Annotated in this window: 17 protein-coding genes; 10 read left to right on the forward strand and 7 right to left on the reverse strand. The window is 48.9% G+C overall.

Translation table 11 applies throughout. The annotated features are described in order from the left end of the window. Positions 1–342, forward strand: coding sequence for a cupin domain-containing protein (locus D4L85_RS17950; protein ID WP_119755593.1), 342 nt, complete (start codon positions 1–3; stop codon positions 340–342). Positions 343–349: 7 nt separating this feature from the next. Then, the gene (locus D4L85_RS17955; protein ID WP_119755594.1) at positions 350–1,054 is read left to right on the forward strand and encodes a LamG domain-containing protein; all 705 of its coding nucleotides are present in this window, start codon (positions 350–352) and stop codon (positions 1,052–1,054) included. Positions 1,055–1,573: 519 nt separating this feature from the next. Here D4L85_RS17955 and D4L85_RS17965 read toward each other — a convergent pair. Both D4L85_RS17965 and D4L85_RS34450 read right to left on the reverse strand, forming a co-directional pair. Further along, positions 1,574–2,200 carry a fibronectin type III domain-containing protein gene (locus D4L85_RS17965; protein ID WP_119755595.1) on the reverse strand — a complete coding sequence of 209 codons (627 nt, stop codon included), beginning with the start codon at positions 2,198–2,200 and terminating at the stop codon, positions 1,574–1,576. A 122-nt stretch (positions 2,201–2,322) separates the two neighbouring features. Continuing rightward, positions 2,323–2,790, reverse strand: a complete 468-nt coding sequence (locus D4L85_RS34450) for a hypothetical protein (protein ID WP_160143806.1) — start codon at positions 2,788–2,790, stop codon at positions 2,323–2,325. Between the two features lie 467 nt (positions 2,791–3,257). On the opposite strand from D4L85_RS34450, the gene ligD reads away from it, so the two are divergent. Next, the gene (gene ligD, locus D4L85_RS17975) at positions 3,258–4,184 is read left to right on the forward strand and encodes a non-homologous end-joining DNA ligase (RefSeq protein WP_119755597.1); all 927 of its coding nucleotides are present in this window, start codon (positions 3,258–3,260) and stop codon (positions 4,182–4,184) included. A gap of 15 nt (positions 4,185–4,199) precedes the next feature. On the opposite strand, the gene D4L85_RS17980 is transcribed toward ligD, so the two are convergent. Next, on the reverse strand, positions 4,200–4,499 hold the full coding sequence (locus D4L85_RS17980) for a hypothetical protein (protein ID WP_160143807.1): 300 nt from the start codon (positions 4,497–4,499) through the stop codon (positions 4,200–4,202). A 168-nt stretch (positions 4,500–4,667) separates the two neighbouring features. Between D4L85_RS17980 and D4L85_RS17985 the strand changes: the two genes are divergently transcribed. After that, positions 4,668–5,090, forward strand: coding sequence for a helix-turn-helix domain-containing protein (locus D4L85_RS17985; RefSeq protein WP_119755599.1), 423 nt, complete (start codon positions 4,668–4,670; stop codon positions 5,088–5,090). A gap of 173 nt (positions 5,091–5,263) precedes the next feature. After that, complete coding sequence (locus tag D4L85_RS17990) at positions 5,264–9,304, forward strand: cold-shock protein (protein WP_119755600.1); 4,041 nt, start codon at positions 5,264–5,266, stop codon at positions 9,302–9,304. Between the two features lie 101 nt (positions 9,305–9,405). Here D4L85_RS17990 and D4L85_RS17995 read toward each other — a convergent pair whose 3' ends face one another. The 4 genes from D4L85_RS17995 to D4L85_RS18010 form a co-directional block, all read right to left on the reverse strand. Further along, complete coding sequence (locus D4L85_RS17995; RefSeq protein ID WP_119755601.1) at positions 9,406–10,872, reverse strand: MBOAT family O-acyltransferase; 1,467 nt, start codon at positions 10,870–10,872, stop codon at positions 9,406–9,408. Next, on the reverse strand, positions 10,850–12,118 hold the full coding sequence (locus D4L85_RS18000) for a GDSL-type esterase/lipase family protein (protein ID WP_119755602.1): 1,269 nt from the start codon (positions 12,116–12,118) through the stop codon (positions 10,850–10,852). The genes D4L85_RS17995 and D4L85_RS18000 overlap by 23 nt, the downstream gene beginning before the upstream one ends. Beyond that, positions 12,115–13,494, reverse strand: coding sequence for an SGNH/GDSL hydrolase family protein (locus D4L85_RS18005; RefSeq protein WP_160143808.1), 1,380 nt, complete (start codon positions 13,492–13,494; stop codon positions 12,115–12,117). The genes D4L85_RS18000 and D4L85_RS18005 overlap by 4 nt, the downstream gene beginning before the upstream one ends. A 195-nt stretch (positions 13,495–13,689) precedes the next feature. Next, positions 13,690–15,336: a UxaA family hydrolase gene (locus D4L85_RS18010; protein ID WP_119755604.1), complete on the reverse strand. Its 1,647-nt coding sequence runs from the start codon at positions 15,334–15,336 to the stop codon at positions 13,690–13,692. 106 nt (positions 15,337–15,442) lie between these two features. On the opposite strand from D4L85_RS18010, the gene D4L85_RS18015 reads away from it, so the two are divergent. From D4L85_RS18015 to D4L85_RS18035, 5 genes are all read left to right on the forward strand, one after another. Beyond that, positions 15,443–16,135, forward strand: coding sequence for a bifunctional 4-hydroxy-2-oxoglutarate aldolase/2-dehydro-3-deoxy-phosphogluconate aldolase (locus D4L85_RS18015; RefSeq protein WP_119755605.1), 693 nt, complete (start codon positions 15,443–15,445; stop codon positions 16,133–16,135). Further along, positions 16,132–17,178, forward strand: a complete 1,047-nt coding sequence (locus D4L85_RS18020; RefSeq protein ID WP_119755606.1) for a Gfo/Idh/MocA family oxidoreductase — start codon at positions 16,132–16,134, stop codon at positions 17,176–17,178. The genes D4L85_RS18015 and D4L85_RS18020 overlap by 4 nt, the downstream gene beginning before the upstream one ends. A gap of 106 nt (positions 17,179–17,284) precedes the next feature. Then, positions 17,285–18,283, forward strand: coding sequence for a sugar kinase (locus tag D4L85_RS18025; protein WP_119755607.1), 999 nt, complete (start codon positions 17,285–17,287; stop codon positions 18,281–18,283). Positions 18,284–18,288: 5 nt separating this feature from the next. Continuing rightward, complete coding sequence (locus D4L85_RS18030) at positions 18,289–18,951, forward strand: beta/alpha barrel domain-containing protein (protein ID WP_119755608.1); 663 nt, start codon at positions 18,289–18,291, stop codon at positions 18,949–18,951. A gap of 34 nt (positions 18,952–18,985) precedes the next feature. After that, positions 18,986–20,269 (forward strand): MFS transporter, encoded by a 1,284-nt coding sequence (locus tag D4L85_RS18035; protein WP_119758842.1) that lies wholly within the window; start codon positions 18,986–18,988, stop codon positions 20,267–20,269. Positions 20,270–20,336: the final 67 nt, after the last annotated feature.

Here is a 20,336-nt window from a genome sequence, read left to right on the forward strand (position 1 = left end):
ATGCCTGTTCTGATAGCCGATGATGCGCCCGTCTTCCAGGTAAGGGACGGTGTTCAACGAAGAGTGATCCACACCAATGACCTCATGGTGGTGGTGCTCGACTTTGACAAAGGCCCCTGGCCGGTGCCTGAGCCGCCGCATCACCACGTGCATGAACAAATTACGTACGTTGTCTCCGGCGAGCTGATCTTTTTTTGTGAAGGCGAACCCGACCAGCGCTTAAAAGCCGGCGACATGTTCAGCGTGCCTTCCGGCAAGCTCCACAAGATTCAGCTCCTTTCGGAGACGGGGAGGATCATCGATAGTTTTAATCCCATCAGAGAAGAATTTTTACCAAAATAAAAATACCATGAACCGAATTTGCACAACGGCACTCTGCCTGTTCTTCGCCACCTCTTCATTGGTCGCACAAGAAATTCCCAAGGGATATAAGGAAGTTTATAAGCAGGATTTCAATTCTGAAAAGGCGCTAAAAGATTTTCGTTTTACACAACCCGTCAAGTGGTTGTTGAGCAAAGAAGACAAGGGCATGGCGTTGGAGTTTACCGGCATCAGCGATGGATACACACCGCCTTTTCGATCGCCGCACACCATTGGCCTGCTTTCGACGCTGCAAGTGGGCAGCTTTGTGCTGGAAGTGGACATGTTGCAAACGGGACGTGAATACGGCCACCGCGACATGTGCATCATCTTCGGGTTCAACGACCCATCGCATTTCTACTACACCCACATTGCCACGGCCATGGACCCGAATGCACACCAGATCATGCTGGTGAACAATGCGCCGCGCACCAACATCAGCACGTTCACGACGCAAGGCGTTGCTTGGGGACAAAATGTTTGGCATAAAGTGCGCGTGGAGCGCAGCATCGAGGAAGGTACGATCAAAGTGTTTTTCGACGGCACTTTAGTGGAGGAGGCGAAGGACACGACTTTCGGTAAAGGTTATGTTGGGTTTGGGTCGTTTGATGATAGTGGGAAGATTGATAATATCCGGATTTGGGCGAAGGAAGTGGACAAGAAAGGAACGACAGTGTTTGAGGAGAAGAAGTAAGAATGGATCAGCGAGCGTTTGGCGAAGAACTCCGACGGCGCCGGTGGTTTTGCAGGATTGGCAACGAGGGCCCGGTAAAACAAGTAGACAAGCAAAACAGGATCACGACCAAATAAAGGAAATGAAACAAAGAAACCTATCAGAATTAACAGACCAGGAATTGTTACAAGAGGCAAAAAAAATAAAATCAATTTCCATAACGAATGCTGTATTCATTGGATTTCTTATAGGAATTGTATTTTACAGCATTATGAAAAACAGTTTGGGATTTTTTACACTAATCCCTTTATTTTTTGCCTATAGATTGATCAATAAGTCGAAATACGATAATCAGGAATTGGAAAATCTTTTAAAAGAGCGAAACTTAAAATAAAGATCGCCGGCTTGCTCCAGGTTAGCCGCAGCTATTAGCCCTCTTTTTGAATTAGAATTGGAAATAGATGAACGGCTGCACCGGAATCATACGGTATAAAAATTCTCCGCAGCAAGTACGTGCCGTGCCTGCTGCGGAAGAATGGATTAAGACACAAACCGCGTCACCGTATCCGAATAGGCAATCGTTGGATCGGCGCCAATGGCCGTCACGCGGAAGGCATATGCCTTGCCCGATTCAAGTCCATCGATCATTTTGGTTCGCGAGGTGCTCGAGATCGTTTTCCATTGGCCTTCGTCCGTTACCGGGCTGGGCGCATATTGAAAAAGATAACCCGTGGCCCCGGCAACTTTCGAGACACTCACCTTTACCGTGCCGGGTTTGTTGGTGACGATTACTTGTAAATCGGTCGGCTTTTCCAGGCGGCCCGTGGGCGCCGAGCTTTTGCGCACCTCGAAGCCGGTGCTCAACAATATCGTGCGATCGTTATTGCTTTTTGATTCCACGAAATTTCCCAGAATGCGATAGGCTTGTTCGAGTGCAGCGCGCATGTCGTTCTTACGCGACGTGCTTTCTTTTACGGGCGTGGCGCGCTGCGCAACCAACGCTGCCTGAAAAGCAGTGAGCGCCGCTTGTAAAGCATCGAGTTCGACAATGGGTGCGGGAAAGCTTGCGTTGTTGGTCATGTTCTTGATGATCGTTTGAACCTTCACTTCCAGTGCTTCATCAGAAAGTTTAGACAGGTACAGCGCTACGCGAATGACTTTGTTCATAGAAATTGTTTTTTACGTTTGCCGAACCCCTTCTCAATCGCCGTACCAAGCCCTGCCAGGTCGTGCCAACTGACGTTTTTTAAGAGAACAAATAGAAAGGATACATTGTAAGGTCGCGCGCCTCATGCAACGCCGTTTGCGCGGGCGTAGCAACGGCAATTTGCAAGCCGCTGTGTGCATGGGTCAACGCAAAAAGTATAACTATAGGGTGTCCCTGTATCCGCCATGCATTCATCGATTTGCCACGACAATGTGTTACGCAGGATGAACGCAGCAAGAAGCTGGTGGATCAAAAGCACAATGATTCTTTCCGCTAGTGTAATGCAAAAGATGATGAACGCAACGACGTTCGCGTTTTTCTTCATAAAGATTGAAGTAAAATCGATGAAGATTGCGGTGAGACGGATCGAAATTGCCTCGGAATCGATCGGGAAAGATGAAAACACAATGAGGGTCGGGGCAAGATCGATCGCGATGGTCTCGGAATCGATCAGGGAAATGAAAAACTCAATGAAGGCTGATGCAGGATCGATCGTGATGGCCTTGGAATGGATCAGGAAAATGGAAAATCCAATGAAGGCCCGGGGCAAGATTGATAAACGTTGCATCTAGATCGATCAAACTTGCGGTTGAGATTGACGAAGAAAATGAAAACTAAGTGAAGTAGGCGCAGGAAAGAATACACCGCCTTGAACGCTGATGAATGAACTGGCTTTCTTCACGAAGAGAAGTTGCACGAACGGAAAGAAAATTATATATGCTATAAGTAAGAATTCGAAAAAGGCGAGCGCTGAGCCATCGCGAAAATGCAATTGTATTTCAGTGAATGTATGATTTCGGTTGAGTTGTTAAAGACGGTCCTGTGAAATGACATCAAAAAAATTATTCGAAGCCATCTTCAAACTTTAATGACCATTCTCCGTTCGGCCGGTTTTGCCAACGATATTTCGTTGGCTCGTTGGCAAACGACGAAATATCGTCGGTAAACTGGCATGTTTTTTTTTAAACTGAAGTCAAATTGCAGTACCTTTAAAAATGTACATCCACACGGAGCCCCATGAAATACGTGAAAATCGAGGGAGGCGTTAAGTTCTCGAAGTTCATCTCGCCCATGAGTGCCACCCTGAGCGACCAACCTGCTTTTGACGACCCCAACTGGCTTTTCGAAATAAAATGGGACGGCTACCGGGCCATCGCCGAACTGGATGGAGCCAACACGCGGTTCTATTCGCGCAACGGCCTGTCGTACAACAAGGCTTACCCGAAAGTATACAACGAGCTGATCAAGATCGACCTGCCCGGAACAATACTCGATGGCGAGGTGGTGGTTTTTCGCGACGGACTGCCGTCGTTCCAGGCCATTCAAAACTACAAGAGCACGCAGAACGTGCCGATACAATTCGTGGTGTTCGACTGCCTGCAACTGCAAGGCAAAGACCTGACGAAGCTAAAGCTTGCCGACCGCAAAGAACTGTTGAAGGCGGCCCTGCCCAATGGCAACGTGGTGAAGTATTGCGACCACGTGGTGGGCGATGGCAAGGCCTTGTTCGAACAAGCCCGCAAGATCCAGCTCGAAGGCATCATCGCCAAAAGAGCCGACAGCAAATACTACCTCGACAAACGCTCGAAAGAGTGGCTGAAAATAAAAAACATCAACGTCGACGACTTCATTGTCATCGGCTGGACTGACCCCAAGGCAAGCCGGCAGCATTTCGGTGCGTTGATACTGGCGCAGGAGCGAGACGGCAAATTGATATTTGCTGGCGAAGTGGGTACGGGATTTACGGCTGTGCAATTGAAAAGCCTTTTCAATAAAATACAGCTACTCGAAGTTGACGAATGCCCGTTGGACGAGCCAGTAAAAAAAGACAACGGCTTTCATTGGACGAAGCCGAAGTTTTCGGTGCAGGTTCAATATGCCGAGATCACGGACGATGGGCATATCAGGCATCCGTCGTTTTTGGGGTTGCGGGGGGACAAATAAGGACTGTGCACCGTGCTATGCTGGTCCATCTGCGTTTCCGCTCAATTGTTTTTCTGTAAGCAGTTTCAAGATGTTGTCAAGGCAAAAGAAGTGGGCCGTCATTTCATCGAAATTGATTGGTAAGTTGCCGTGTTCGTGGCGCACATAGGTGTGATAGAGTTCGAGCAACGTATTGCGCACATCGAAAGGGTGCAGGTTCGTAAACATATCGTGTAGCAGTTTTACCGCCTCTTCGGTGAGGGGTGTGGAGGCAGGCAGTAGGAAGGTTTGCGGCATGCTATGCATGTCCGTGCCGATGGTGCTTGTGGATTTCATGGTGATGTTGTTTTGTACGTTGAACCTCGGCCCAGGCACTGAAAGCTGCAATCCCTTTTTTATGCCGCTACAGCCTTATCCGTAGGGTACTATACGGGGCTATACGCGGTTGCAGACATTGCGCGAACGCCCCTTTGCCAAATTCCAAAATGATCTATCTTTGTAAACATGACAACCGAAGAAACTCCCAAAGCTCACCTCGGCCGAAATGTTCGGCACTTTCGCCAAAAGAGCGAACTCAAGCAAGATGAACTCGCTGATTTGATGGGCGATCCGTGGACGCAGAAGAAGATTTCACAACTGGAGGCCAAGGCGACTATTGATCCGGATATCTTGGAGGAAGTGGCCAGGGCATTAAAGGTTTCGGTGGAGGAGATTAAGGAGTATAGCGAGGAACGGGTGATCAACACTACTCAATATAACTACGATTCAAGCACGGGTATTGTCGGCCCAAATAATCACTGTACGTTTAATCCGTTGGATAAACTAATCGAATCTCACGAGAATGAGCGGAAATTGTATGAGGCGTTGTTGAAAGAGAAAGATGAGAAGATTGCGTTGTTAAGTAGAATTTTTGGAAAGGAGGGGTAGGGCGTTTTTCCTCGCTGAACCTGGTAAAAGTATTCAAGATATAGCCGTATTCTAGGAATGGATGCCTCGGTATCTGCTTTCTTTAGATTCTAATTGGGTCGAAACGCTACAGAATCTGTATTTCCAGGTTGGGAAGAGGCTTTCTTATTGGTTAATATAATCAAGTTTCTACTATGGACTACAAGGATAAGAATGTTATTAGAAAAAGATACAATGACGCGGCTTATGAAATAGCGAAGACCGAGATGGCAATTCAAAAAGGGCAGCCAGACGAAGCTGTAAGGCATTCAAGAAACGCAGGGGAGGCCATCTCACAAACTCTTGAGTATGCCATGAAGCACCATTTGTCGGCCAGCCTTAAGGCTGTTGAGCAAAAATATTTTAATGTAAGCCGCGTAGATATTCATGAATTGATCGGACGGTACATTGACAAGGAGGGTAATGACAATGGCCAATTGTACAAAACTGTGAACGACCTAGTTGATCCCACGGTTGATTTTGTTTTTCTAAGAGACAATAAAAAGGTTTTGACAAATGAGGCCAAGCATAAGGGAAGTAGACCTGATTTCGAAATACAGAAAAAGTACTTCTTAGAGCTTGGAAAGTTTGTAACGCAATATGTAGATGAGAATCTAGCTTTGAAAAGTGTCTCAGACTATCAGATGGTTGACTTTCAGAATTGGGATACATTTTACCTTTCATGCGACAAATTTACAAAAGAGGAACGAAATTATATTTTAATAACTGGCAGGGCTTCTGAGGCGGAAAGTAACGCGCTCAAGGAATTGGGTATTCCGCCATGGGACCTGGTTATAGATTTTGACTATCAATCTTTGGAGAACGGCTTGTATTCGAAGGCGTTTAGCGATAGAGACATTGAGCCAAGAAAAATTAAGGTCTCCGATCCCATTGAGGGTAGGATGTTTTCAAAATTTAGTCAATCTCACTATCATTATTTTATAAATAACTTTAAAGGTTCCGGTCAGCCAGAAGTTAAGGAGTATAGGGCTTGGTTCCGACTCTACGAAAAGCCTATTGATTCCTTCCTGATGAACTTTGCTAGTCAATTGCCAGCTCAAAAGACTATAGTTGTTGTTATGTATAATTCAAGGCAGCATGTTGCCTTGTTGATAGACAAAATATATAAATACTTTGGAGACAACGTGGTTTTTGTCTTTGTAGGATCGAACCTTTCCGACCTTGGGCAAACAATTGAAGATGCGAATGGAGTAAAAGTGGAAATATCTATTTCTGATATTGCTGAAGGAATTGTCAATTTTAGTTCAAATTTCGGCATAACAAATCCACATCTAAATCAATATTTGATACCATTTCTTGAAAACTCTGAATCGAAAGACGTGACGGGCCAGCTCACGGCTGAACAATTTTTTCAGTTAGAAGATGATTTTGAAGTTCTGCATAAAGCCCTGCCACAAGCAAGTGACACGGATGAGGATAAAAGAGAGTTCTTATGTGGTAAGAACAAAATTAGCTGGTTTGGGATAAAGTATCGTTTTGATGTAGAGAGACAAAATTTTGTCAAAAAATATGTGAAGCCAATCGAGCGATTGATTGAGAATGGGCGGGGGAAGGTGAATTTGATTCACGAAGCGGGATATGGAGGCAGTACAATTGCCAGACGAATTGCATGGGAGATTCATGATAGCTATCCGACTCTCATTCTGAAAAAATACAGGGATAAAGAGACTCTTAGTAAAATAGTTCAGCTTCACCAATTGACTCGAAAGACCTTGTTTATAGTAATGGAGGTTCCGCAAGCTATCTCGTCGGACGAGGTTGAGTCATTGTATAAGTTATTACCTTCTTCAAGACCAGTTGTATTTTTGGTCGTAAAAAGAGGGAGGCCTATTCCGCCATCGAGGGATTTGTACGTTAACGATTGGGGTAATGATGCTGCTGATTTAGTGAGAGCCTATAAGCCTTACCTCTCGGAATACAACAATCCCAAGACTGAAGAGGACAAGGCAAAGGAATTGGATGAAATAATTAACTCGACAGACAACTATAAAAAAACTCCGTTTTATATTGGCTTGGTGACATTTGAGGAGAAATTTATAGCCATAAAAGACTTTATAAAAAAATTTGTTGAGGAGGTTCGTGGCAAGGAAGAACAAAAAAGAGTGCTGCTCTATTTGTCGATTTGCGACAGTTACTTAGGTCAAGGCTTGCCGGCATCCTTTTTTAGAACTGTTTTTAAGGAGGGAGGAAAAAATTCCATAATAAATCTCGAAAAATATTTTTCAGAAGATTCATCTATCGTCAGCTCTCTTATTATTTCCTTTACCGAGGGAAATCAGAAAGTCTGGAAGATTCGGCACCCATTTCTTTCCAAGGAGTTAAAAGAGCAGCTTTTGAGAGGCGAGTCTGTAAATCCTGAAATTTGGAAGCAAAATTTAGCGGACTATTGCATCAAATTAATTGAGGATAGTGTCTCTGAGTCATTGACGGCAGACTATACAGAGGAACTTTTTCAGAAGTTGTTTATTGGGTCACGGAGAGACCGCGCGGGAGAAGCATTTACAGACATCATCAGAGATATTACTGCCACCGAGGATAAAGAACGCTTATTCAAAACATTAAAGGAGACTTTTCCAGACAATCCGCACTATTGCTCACATCTAGCGCGGTTTTATGCTTATTACGATAAAAATAGAGAGCTGGCGTTAAAATATGCTGATGAGGCAATCAGACTATCCGAAGCGATGGACATTCAAGACTCTTTGTTACACCATATAAAGGGGATGTGTATAAGGTCAACAATCTTCGATCTTATGGACAAAAACACAAAGAGTAAGTCTCGCGAGGGGACTTATAACCCCGATGAGTATGAAGAGATACTGGATAAACTAATTCCCAGTGCGGCAAAAGAATTTGAGACATCAAGACAGATTGCAAGAAAACAGAACAAGGCGGATGAGCATGGTTATGTGGCTCATATTCAAATGTTAATACGCGCAATAGATTTTGGCGCGCAGATAGCGGACAAATCAAAGGGCGATTTTCTGGCGGAAATTAAGGAGCCATTTATCGATTGGCTTGATCTTGCCGAGTCTTTGCTGGAAGAGATAAGGCGTATTCATATTACAGATGATGATAGCTCAAAAGTGGAAGAGTGTTCCAACCAGTTATTGGAACTGTATGATAACTACAATCAAATACTTCAGAATCTCAGGAGCCAACTCGATAAAAGTAGGAATCCTGGAAGGATAAGAAGGCAGATAGTCAGAATTTACTTTAAGAGGGAGATTCAAATCAGCGACAATAAGGTTTTGAACGATCTCCTTTCTTTAATGGAGCAAAATATAAACAGCGAGCCTGACAACGAGAGAAATTTTTATCTGTGGTTTAGAGCTGCGCGACTATCTCGCATCTCCTTGGAGGATGCCCTCAGTCGCGTTGGCAAATGGAAGATCAATAGTATTACCACGGATTCAGTATTTTATTTTTACGTTTTAAAAGTATTTAGAGCTCTTGAAGGTTATACAAATGACACTATTGATGCTTTTAATTTGATTAAAGAGTGTAAGGCGAAGGGTAGAGGTAATACCACGATTTTGGAATGGTACGGAAAAGGAAATGACCTACAACGATTGGTACATCGTAATTCTCTTAAATCCGAGGAAAAGGATGGCAAGTTGGAATTGGTTAGGGGATATTTTACCGAGTTTCGTCACGATGGAAGTGGTTTGATTGTCCTGGCGGACAAGCTTGAAGTCTTTTTTAGTCCAACTCAAGCCAAACTTACTCGGAGTGATTTGAACAGTGAAGTGGAGTTTTACTTGGGCTTTAGTTATGACGGCTTACTAGCCGATAGTTACAGCGTTAGGTTCGTTGGTGAAGCGCCAAAGAATAAAGAGTTACAAATTGCTGGCGTCGTAGCTGAGGAAGAAGTAACGGTTCCTGGGGGCAACGATGGGCTGCCTAATGTACCCGAGGTCATAGAGTTGCCACAGAAGAAACCAAGGCAACAGATTATTCTAGGTGGGAGAATGAATGGTATAATTGTAAATCTACGTGAGCTGCCTAAGGTTTCCATGGGAGATATTTTAGCAGAAGATGGAAAGCGGTATTTTTTTCATAAAAATAATGAAAGGCCAGAGATTTTTGAAAAATTGAAAACCAAAGCCAAAGTCACGTTTCAATTGAAGAAAACTGACAAGGGGTTAATTGCTCATAACATTGAAATTGCCTAGTGCGAAATGAGAGACGTCGATGGAATTATATATTTCTCGGAGGATTTCGATTGGTTCGCTCGGAATGGGCTTGAGTTCTCAGTATCTAGTTCACCCAGATTTCAGAACTGGAAATAAATAAAAGGCTGCACCCCCGCCATTTTCATCTGCAGCACCAACAGAATCACAGCCGTGAGACAAGCAGCTTGCGCCACCAGGGGCATGCGTGTAATGGTTTCTTCGGCGCTGAATTCGAAGCGCTTGGGCATGAAATGCAGTATATACGCCAACAGCATCAGCAAGACCACACCTTTATAGCCTGCAATAAAGTCGAAGAAAATCTGCGCCTTGAAGTGGGTGGTAATCTGCGCCAGCATTTGTCCTACTGTGCCCAGATCAGGCGCGCGGAAGAAGATCCAACAGAAACAAACGAAGTGGAACGTGATGACTACGCCTGCAATGTGCCAGCCGCGCCATGAAAGGTCGACCTTTTCAGTAATGTATTTATGAAAGGCGAGCGCACCCCCATGCAACCCACCCCAAATCAGGAAACGCCATGACGCGCCGTGCCACAAACCACCCAGTAGCATGGTGATCATCAGGTTGACATAGGTGCGGGCCTTTCCTTTCCGATTCCCGCCCAATGAAATATACAAATAGTCACGCAACCACGACGACAACGAGATGTGCCAACGCCGCCAGAACTCGGTAATGTTCTTCGATTGATAGGGCGAGTCGAAGTTGATGTTGAAGTGGAAGCCCAACAACAGCGCGATGCCGATGGCCATGTCGGAATAGCCCGAGAAGTCGCAATAGATCTGCAGGGCGTACCCATACACGGCAAAAAGATTTTCAAGACCGGTGTAAAGAGCGGGCGCGTCGAATACCCGATCGACAAAGTTGACGCTGATGTAATCGGCGATCACCGCCTTTTTGAAAAGTCCGCAGCCGATCAGAAAGACGGCGCGGCCCAGCATTTCCTTGGTCACGACCGTGGGTTTGTAGATCTGCGGGATGAAATCGGCGGCGCGTACAATTGGCCCGGCCACCAGCTGTGGGAAGAACGATACAAAGAAAGCGTAGTCGACCAGGTGGTCGACAGGCTTCAATGTGCCGCGATAAACATCAAGCGTATAGCTGAGCGATTGAAAGGTGAAAAACGAAACCCCCACCGGCAGAAAAATATCCGAGGGTTCGAAAGGCTTGTCGGCGATAAAGCAAAAGGTCTCATACAGGAGATTGCTGTATTTGAAATAGCCCAGCAAACCCAGGTTGATCACTAATGTCAGGACGATGAAGAATTTTCGCCGCCACGGGTCGGTGCTGGCGTGGATCCATTTGGCTAACGTGAAGTCCACCACGGCCGCGAAGATGAGCAGCACGAAATAACCGCCACTCGATTTATAATAGAAGTACAAAGAGAAAAGCGTCACAAAGATCAGCTTCGGCCGCTGCATCGGGCTGAGCACGATATAGACCCAGATGAAGCCCGTAAACAAAAACAGGAAGAACCCGCTGTTGAACAACAGGGGCTCGTCGGCATGATAGACAAATTGTTCTGCCAGCTTATGGATGTCGAAGCCCAACATAGTGATTGTAGGTTTTTATAAACGCTTCGTATAATAAATTCCCCTGGTATTCATATCCCTCTTTGGTGAAGTGAATGCCGTCGGGGCGCAGTATGCCTCTCTCGCGCCACTTGGCAGCGGAATGTTTGCCACCGGCCACCTTGTAGAAATCCCAAAAGGCCAGCCCGTTTTCTACTGCATATTGAATGATCTGGTTCCTGATTTTTTCTACGCCCGGATTGGGTTTCACTTTTCTACGAAACGCATCCGGGGGAGTGACCAGGATAAATTTTGTCTCGGGGTTGACTTCTCTCAACGACTGCACCAGCTTGTCGATGTGATAGAGCAGGGTAGGGTCGAGGTAGGGATATTCCACCGACTCGTTCGTGCCCAGGGCGATGATAAAAAGATCCGGGTCGAGTGCCGCTGTCTGTTTGGCAAAGTGAACCGCGGCGTTGTAGTGCTTGTATTTGGCACCGTTCACCCCGATGGCATGATACAACACACCGTCGTTGCCATTCTCCAATTCGATCCCAAAAAGGGTGGCTTGTTTTTGATCGTCGTTTGATTTTACGGCTTGGATGGATACCTGGTCCACGCAATTGTTCAACTCGATGCGCGACACGTTGGCCATCCCTTCTTCGTAGGGACCGGTGATGCCCAGCTCCTGGCCCGTGGCATCGTTCACGGAGAAACTGTAGCTGCTGGGATCTTTTTGAAAGAACAAGGTGACCGAACTAAAACTGTAGTCGTTCAAGGTGTTGTCCACTTTCACGGAGATGCGCGCGTCCGATTCTTCTGTGCTTACGGTAATGCCCCCGATCCCGATGGGCAAAGGCTGTTCGGGATAGGTGCAGCGTTTGGCTTTCCAGGTGGTGGTCGATCCCGTCCGGATGTTGTTGGGTTCGTTCGTTCCGGCCACACGGCCCGGCACAATGAGACCACGCCCCGCGTTCCCAAAGTCGTTTTGAAAATTGCGTCGCACGACGTCGGTGATAAAGTCGGCCTGGATGTGCGAGTCGCCGAGGTGAATGATATTTACCTTGCCACGCCCGGTGGCTTTCAATTGCAGCAGTGATTCAAAAAAGCTGTCGAGATAATCTGCGTTTTGAATGAGGTTGATGGTATCGTTCGCCAGGCCATAGGAGGGGAACGTGAAGTTGACCGTGCCCTGGCCTTGGGCAGGGTGCGTCGTTGCCCATAGCAGCAGCATCGTCATCGCGACGGCGCATAAGCTGGTTTTGGGTGAGGCGGCGGTCATCGTCATTTCCTGTGGCGTTTGTTATACTTTTCCAATTCATACAGAAGACTCTTGGCCATCCTGCCCGAAAGCCTCCGGCCGCCTTTGAAGTTGAGGTGCGTGTAGTCTTTGGCGGCCAGGGCGGGTTTGCCCTCGGTCATTTTCACCATGCTGTTCTCGCCACCCATGGCTTCGTATAAATCCCAAAAAACAATGCCGGTGCGCTCGGCCACCAGACGTTGTGCATTGCGCATGATCGGAATAGCCTTCATGGTTTTGTATTCACCACTCGTGTTGGAGCTGCGATCGCTGACGCTCATCAATAAAATGCTGGCCTTGGGATAAACGCTCTTCAGTTTGTTCACCACCTTGATCATACCGTGAGCATATCGCCCATAGTTCATCGAATCTTCCAACACCACATTCAAGCCATATTGCAGGATGATCAATTTATAATCGCGATAGCGGTTGAAATCTTTGTACATGTTCTCGTCGATCTTGTAGAGGCCGATGCCCGAATTTCCGCGCATGGAGAAATTATCGACATAAACACCACTGCGCGACTCGAAGCTTGCGCCAAACAAATTCAGGCTGTCGGGTTGAAGAAACGCGAGACGCACAGCTTCAATGTTTTTGCCTTTATGGGTCCACTCCTGGAGCTTGTTGGAGGTCTTTAGTTCTTCGGTGGAGGTGATCGTATCGTTCAGTGTGTACTCCACACTGGCGTGGCCCTGATTTTTATAGTAAAGCTTGATGGTGTTGAAGGTCTTCAGAAAACGATGGTGTGTAGGTTTATATTCCACCCAATTCTCTTCCTGCGGCACAAAGCTGAAGCCCACCGGTCCCAGTTCAACCGTCACGGTGGAGTCTTTCTTGCTGATCAGCGAGTAGGTTTTCCAATTTTCAAATTGATGTTTGATGGTGGTGCGGAAGCCGGCTACCTCCGACGTGAGCGGGACATAGCCCACCCCTTCACCTCCAAAAACGGATTGCAACGTGTCGCGCAAGCTTCCACAGAACACATCGCCCTCGATAAAGGAATCGCCATAGAACGCGATGCGTACGGCATTGTGTTGGTCTTTGATATGACTCAGGGCCCGCACGAAATTCCGGATCCCCGTGCTGTCGGGGGAATAATCTTCGATGCAGGTGATCCCGATGGGACAACCCCGCCGTACCACCTTCGCCAGCGAATCCACTTTCTGGAACGTAGAGTCGCGCTGCAGGGAGTCCAGCTCCGCGAAAGCCGTGTCGGGCACGGTCAGCCGAACGTCGGCAAGCGGGTCGACTTTCTTAACCCGCAACGCACCAATCGCAAACGGCTTCACCCACGACAGCATCAGCAGGAAGCCAATGACCATCAGGCAGAGACCGAAGACGTAATGCAGTTTATTCCGAGTCACAGAAGAAGGTTAAAAAAATGAAGCCGGACCACCGGATCCTGAAAAAGTATTCCGGCAAAATTAGTAAAAATACGCACTCTTGCTTCGGGGAGCGGCTTCGGCAAAGGATCAACGCTAATCAGGGACGGTGTAGTATTCAGTCTTTACGCCGAGTGGGTAAACCGGAGTAAAGACTGAAATAGTGGATGAGGATGGTCACAGTGAAACGCCGCGCTTCCAGGGGATAAAATCATCCTGGTTCAGGGCGACGGACTTTGCCGTGGTGCGGCCGCTGGCCACCTCGATGATGAAGTCGAGGATCTCTTCGCCCACCTGCTCGATGGTCTTCTCTCCCGAAATGATCTGGCCGGTGTTGAAGTCGATGATGTCGGGCATCTTTTGGGCCAGTCGCGTGTTCGTGGAAAGTTTGATCACCTGCGACACGGGGTTGCCCGTGGGTGTACCGAGGCCGGTCGTAAACAAAATGATCTGTGCGCCGGACCCCGTGGTGCCGGTAGTACTTTCCACGTCGTTGCCGGGTGTGCACAGCAGGTTTAGGCCGGGCTTTCGGATGTAGGTGGCATAGGGCAGCACATCGGCAACGGGCGCGGTACCACCTTTCTTGGCGGCACCGGCCGACTTGATGGCGTCGGTGATGAGGCCGTCCTTGATGTTGCCCGGCGAAGGGTTCATGTCGAAGCCGGAGCCTACCGCTTCGGCGGCATCGGAATAGGTGCGCATCAGTTGGATGAACCGGTTGCCGGCCTCATCTTCCTCGCAGCGGTTGATGAGTTCCTGCTCCACACCACAAAGCTCGGGGAACTCGGAAAGGATGGTGCTCCCTCCTAAAGCAACCAGCAAATCGGACGTGTGCCCGATGGCGGGGTTGGCGGAGATACCGGAGAAGCCGTCGGAGCCGCCGCACTTGAGGCCCACCACAAGTTTATTCAGTGGCGCGGGTTTGCGTTCGGTCTTGTCGGCCTCGATGAGGGCCAGGAATGTTTTTTGAATGGCCTGGCTCAGTAACTCCTGCTCGGTGCCGGATTGCTGCTGGTCCAGGATGATCACGGGCTTCAACCCCTTCGGGTCGAGTGTGGCCAGCCTTTCCTGGATGGTTTTTATTTCTGCGTTCTGACAGCCCAGGCTTAGGATGGTCGCCCCGGCCACGTTGGGGTTGTGGATGTAGCCCGCCAACAACGCACACAACGTTTGTGCATCCTGGCGTGTGCCACCGCAGCCTCCTTGGTGGGTTAGCACTTTGATGCCGTCGATGTTTTTGAACACCCGTTTCGAGGGCACTTCCGTGGCCGGCTGAAAACGCACGTCGGCGAGCTTTTCGGTCTTGCCTTCGCGGTATAAGTTGACCAGGTCGTGGACATAGTTCTTATACACATCCGGTTTGGTGAACCCCAGTTCGTCCTGGAAGGCCTGGCGGATCATTTCCACATTCCGGTTTTCGCAAAAGACCAAAGGGATCACCAGCCAATAGTTGGCGGTGCCCACCTGGCCATCGGCGCGATGAAAACCCATAAACGTCTTGTTCCTGAATGTCGAAACATCGGGCGGCGTCCATTGATAGGTCTTCGTTCTTCCGGAATAGGGCGCGGCTTTGTGTTTGAGATTGTGTGTGCCGATCACACCGCCCTGTTTGATGGGCTGTGTGGCTTTGCCCACCACGGTGCCATACATGAACACTTCGTCGTCGGGCGCCAGATCGTTCTCGGCGAACTTGTGTTTGGCATTCACATCGTCTTTCAAAACGAGCGATTTGCCTTCGTACGAAATTTTTTCTCCGGCTTTCAGGTCGGTCAACGCGACGAACACATTGTCGGCCGGGTGAATCTTTAAAAACGTGTTTGACATACTGGTAAAAAAACTATCTTGCGCAATCGATTGCAAGTGATAAATCTAAAATTTTAGTACGGAAAAATTTTATTTGGATGAATCCTGCATAAATATCTATACCAGAATGTCAGTAAGCAAGAAAGATGCGATTATCAATATCCGGGCAACGGGCCTGGTCCCGGTCTACTTTCACCACGACGTAGACATGTTGCTCCGCAGCGTGTCGGTGAGTTATGCCTGTGGCATTCGCGCTTTCGAGTTTATGCACCAGCGCGACAACAAAGGCCTGCGCTATTTCGAATACCTCGTAGAGCGCCTCGATAAATTTCCCGGGCTCATGCTCGGCGTGGGCACGGTGCTGGATGCCACCATGACGGAGCGCTACATTCACTCCGGTGCAAGTTTTATAGCATCGCCTTTTCTGCGCCCCGACATGGGCGAAGTGTGCCAACGCCACGACATCCTCTGGATGCCCGGATGCTCCGCAGTACCGGAAATAGAAAAAGCAAAAGCGCTGGGCGCAGAGGTCATCAACGTGTCGCCAGGCAACGTGCTGGGTCCTGAATTTGTCGCCACGGTGGCACGCCAGTTCACCGACTTGCAATTCATACCATCCGGCATAGCCGATCTGCGCGACGCCGAGTTGATGAAATGGTTCGAGTCCGGGGCGATGGCCGTGAAATTGAACGCCCTGCTTTTTACCAAAGACCTGATCGCCGAAAAAAACTGGAAAGCCATTGAACAGAATCTTATAGCATTATTGAAAAGTATTCGTAAAATTCAGGCCACGGTAAAACCCCTGAATATTCTCAAATGACTCCCATCAACACTGCACTCCTTTCCTTCGGCATGTCGGGGGAAGTTTTTCATGCCCCTTTAATAAACGCCCATTCCGGATTTAACCTCACCACCGTCTTGCAGCGCAGTTCCACGCGTGCCAAGGACCTGTACCCCAACGTGAAGATCGTACGCCAGTTGGACGAGGTGATCAACGACAAGAGTATTGAGCTGGTCGTGGTGAACACCCCCAACGATACGCATCAACCCTATGCGGCCAAAGCTTTGGAAGCCGGCAAGCACGTGATCGTGGAGAAACCTTTCACCGTCACCACCCCGGAAGCCGACAGCCTCATCGCCTTGGCAAAAAAGGTAGGCAAGACCCTCACGGTTTTTCAAAGCCGGCGATGGGATGGAGATTACCTCACGCTAAAGCGGGTGATCGATAACAAGCTTGTGGGAAAGATCGTGGAGATCGAGTTGCACTATGACCGCTTCCGCAATTACATCGAACCCAACACGTGGAAAGAAGAGGCCGGCCCGGGAAAAGGGATTCTCTACAATCTGGGCTCACACATGCTGGACCAGGTGCTGGTCATGTTCGGCATGCCCAAGATGGTAGATGCCCGCATCGGCACACAGCGCCCGGGTGGAAAAGTGGACGATTATTATGATATACGCCTGCAGTACGATGGTTTTCATGCCATTGTGAAATCCAGTTACCTCGTGCGGGAGCCTGGGCCACGGTATATTTTGCATGGCGTGGACGGTTCTTTTGTGAAATATGGAATTGATCTGCAAGAACAAGCTTTAAAAGAGGGTAAGAGCCCGAAATCTACGTCATGGGCTATAGAGGGGAAAGAATGGTGGGGGACGCTGAATACGAGCATCGGATCACTTCATGTGGAGGGTGCTGTGGAAACCGTGCCGGGTAACTATCTGGGATTCTATCAGAATGTATACGAGGCGGTGCGGGAAGGAAAGGCGTTGGCGGTGAAGCCGGAGGAGTCGCGCGATGTCATCCGGTTGATTGAATTGTGTTATGAGAGCAGCCGCTTGAACAAGGCGGTTCCTGGAGCCTAAAGATCTTAAAACGCTTCGCCTTCGCTAAAAGCTTCGGCGAGCAAGGAGATGCGTCCTACTTCGCTGAAGCTTTGGCGAAGGTGAGGCGGTAAAAATATAGGTAACGATGAAGAAAAAGATAGTCACTTTTGGGGAGATCATGCTGCGGCTTTCTGCGCCGGGGTTCGCCCGGTTTACACAAGCGAAAAGTTTTGATGCGATGTATGCCGGTTCGGAGGCAAACGTGGCGGTATCGATGCGCAATTTTGGATTTGAAGCGGCGCACGTCACGCGCTTTCCCAGCAATGACCTGGGTAAAGCAGCCACCCAAACCCTGCAGCGCAACGGCGTGGATACCCGCCACATCCTTTACGGCGACGAGCGAATGGGTCTCTATTTTCTCGAGAACGGTGCCATGCAACGCTCGTCGCGTATCATTTATGATCGCTTCGACTCCGCCTTTGCCCACATTGCCCCGGGGAGTGTAGACTGGGACAGTATTATGAAAGACGCCGCCTGGTTTCACTGGACCGGCATCACACCCGCCATCTCGGAGGGTGCTGCCACCGTGTGTCGCGAGGCCCTGGTGTCCGCGCGCAAACACGGTGTGATGATCTCCGGCGACATCAACTACCGGCGCAACTTGTGGCAATACGGCAAGACCGCCCGCGATATAATGCCCGAACTCATTCAGCTCACCGATCGGGTAGTGGCCGGCATCACCGATTTTGAGAACTGCATCGGCGTGAGCGGCAAGACCTTTGAAGAAGTCAGCCACCACGCGATGAAGCAATACCCCAACATCCAAAAGGTGTCGTGCACCTACCGGGAGTCGATCAGCTCATCGCACAACAACGTCTCGGCAGTGATCTGGAATGGCAAGACCTTGAGCACCTCCAAAACCTATGCGCTCACCCACATCGTTGACCGGGTAGGAGGAGGCGATGCGTTCATGGCCGGTCTTATTTATGGCTGGCTCACCGGCAAGACCGACGAACAAACCGTGGAGTTTGCCGCGGCGGCCACGGCGCTCAAACACAGCATTGAAGGCGATGTGAACCTGGTGTCCGTCGAAGAGGTGGAGACACTGATGAAGGGTGAAAATATTGGAAAACTTTTACGATAACGCGCATGACATTCAGCAAGCAAAAGATAGTGGAGACTATAAAAGCATCGGGCATGGTCCCGTTGTTCACGCACGACGATCCCAAAGATGCACAGGAAGTGATCGAAGCCTCCTATGCCGGTGGCGTTCGCGTGTTTGAGTTTACAAACCGTAAGAAAAATTCTTTCGAAGTGTTTTCACATTTGTTGAGTGCCCGCGAGAAGTACCCCGATCTCATGCTCGGCATTGGCACGGTGATGGATGGACCAACCACCAAGCGTTTCATCGATGCAGGCGCACACTTCATCATTTCTCCTATCATGAAACCCGAGATGGCCGAAGTCTGCCACGCTCACGACATGCTGTGGATCCCCGGCTGTGCCACCGCTACGGAGATTGTGAATGCGAAGCAGCTGGGTGCCGAGGTCATAAAAATTTTTCCGGGATCGGTGTTAGGTCCGAACTTTGTGTCGTCGATCATGCCCGTTGTGCCGGATCTGCAGCTCATGATCACGGGCGGCGTGGAACCCACCGAGGCAAGCCTTTCTTCCTGGTTCAAGGCAGGTGCCATGTGCGTGGGTATGGGTTCTCAACTGTTTACAAAAGATATACTTCAACAACGGAATTGGCCTTTGTTGAAACAACGCGTGGAAGAGACCTTGCGCCTGGTGAAGGCGATACGAAAATAAACTTCTTTCCCTTAAATTATTTATTGTGCAAAACCTGTCCCAACCTGTAGGCAAATACCGCTGGGTGATCTGTGCCCTGCTGTTCTTCGCCACGACCATCAATTACATCGACCGTCAGGTGATCGGGTTGCTGAAGCCAACGCTGGAGCAGGACTTTGGTTGGTCGGAGACGGACTACAGCAACATCGTGATGGCCTTCAGTGCAGCCTATGCGTTGGGTCTGTTGCTGTTTGGAAAGATCGTCGACGCGATCGGGACAAAGATGGGGTATATTGTTTCGGTGGTGTTCTGGAGCATCGCCGCCATGTTGCACGCGCTGGTGAATACAACGCTGGGGTTTGGCGCGGTGCGTGCGTTTCTCGGCATCAGTGAAGCAGGAAATTTTCCAACCGCCATCAAGGCCACGGCCGAATGGTTTCCAAAAAAGGAGCGCGCCTTTGCCACCGGTATTTTTAATTCCGGTTCCAATATCGGGGCCGTTGTGGCGCCAGTGATGGTTCCCTGGATATTGGGCATGTATGGATGGCGTCAGGCGTTTGTCTGGACAGGCGCCTTGGGATTTATCTGGCTGATTTTTTGGATTATTTTTTATGAAATTCCTTCCAGGCAAAAGCGATTGTCGACGGAAGAGTTTGAGTACATCCACAGCGATGTGGATGAGAAGGCCGAGGCAAACATCGCCTCGCCGTCGTGGAAGACGCTGCTGGGGATCCGTCAGACCTGGGCCTTTGTGTTTGGTAAATTGCTGACCGATCCGATCTGGTGGTTCTTTCTCTTTTGGTTGCCCTCTTATTTTTCCGAAGCCTACCAGATCGATCTGAAGAAGCCGAACCTGCAACTGGTCATCGTTTACACAGCGACGACGTTGGGGAGCATTGGTGGCGGTTATCTGTCTTCCTATTTGATCCGCCGAGGTTGGGCGGTGTTCAAAGCGCGTAAGGCGTCGATGTTATTTTTTGCTTTGTGTGTGGTCCCCATCATGACTGCGCAATTTGCGGGCAACGTGTGGATTGCTGTCGCCCTCATCAGCTTGGCTGCAGCGGCACACCAGGCCTGGAGTGCCAACGTATTTACGACGGTGTCGGACATGTTTCCAAAAAATGCGGTGAGTTCTGTTGTGGGCATCGGGGGTATGGCCGGATCGATTGGCGGCATGCTTTTTCCGTTGCTCGTGGGAAATTTGCTGGACCATTATAAAGCGGCGGGCAACATCACGATCGGGTATAACATTTTGTTTGTCATTTGCGGTTTTGGTTATTTGTTAGCCTGGGGGATGATGCATTTGCTGGCGCCGAAAATGGAGCGGGTAAAATTGTAGCCGATCATCCTAAGCCTGCTTTTATTGGCCATCCCAACTTCACGCGGCAACCGTCGCGCAACAAGCG

Source organism: Chryseolinea soli (assembly GCF_003589925.1).
Taxonomy (GTDB): Bacteria; Bacteroidota; Bacteroidia; order Cytophagales; family Cyclobacteriaceae; genus Chryseolinea; species Chryseolinea soli.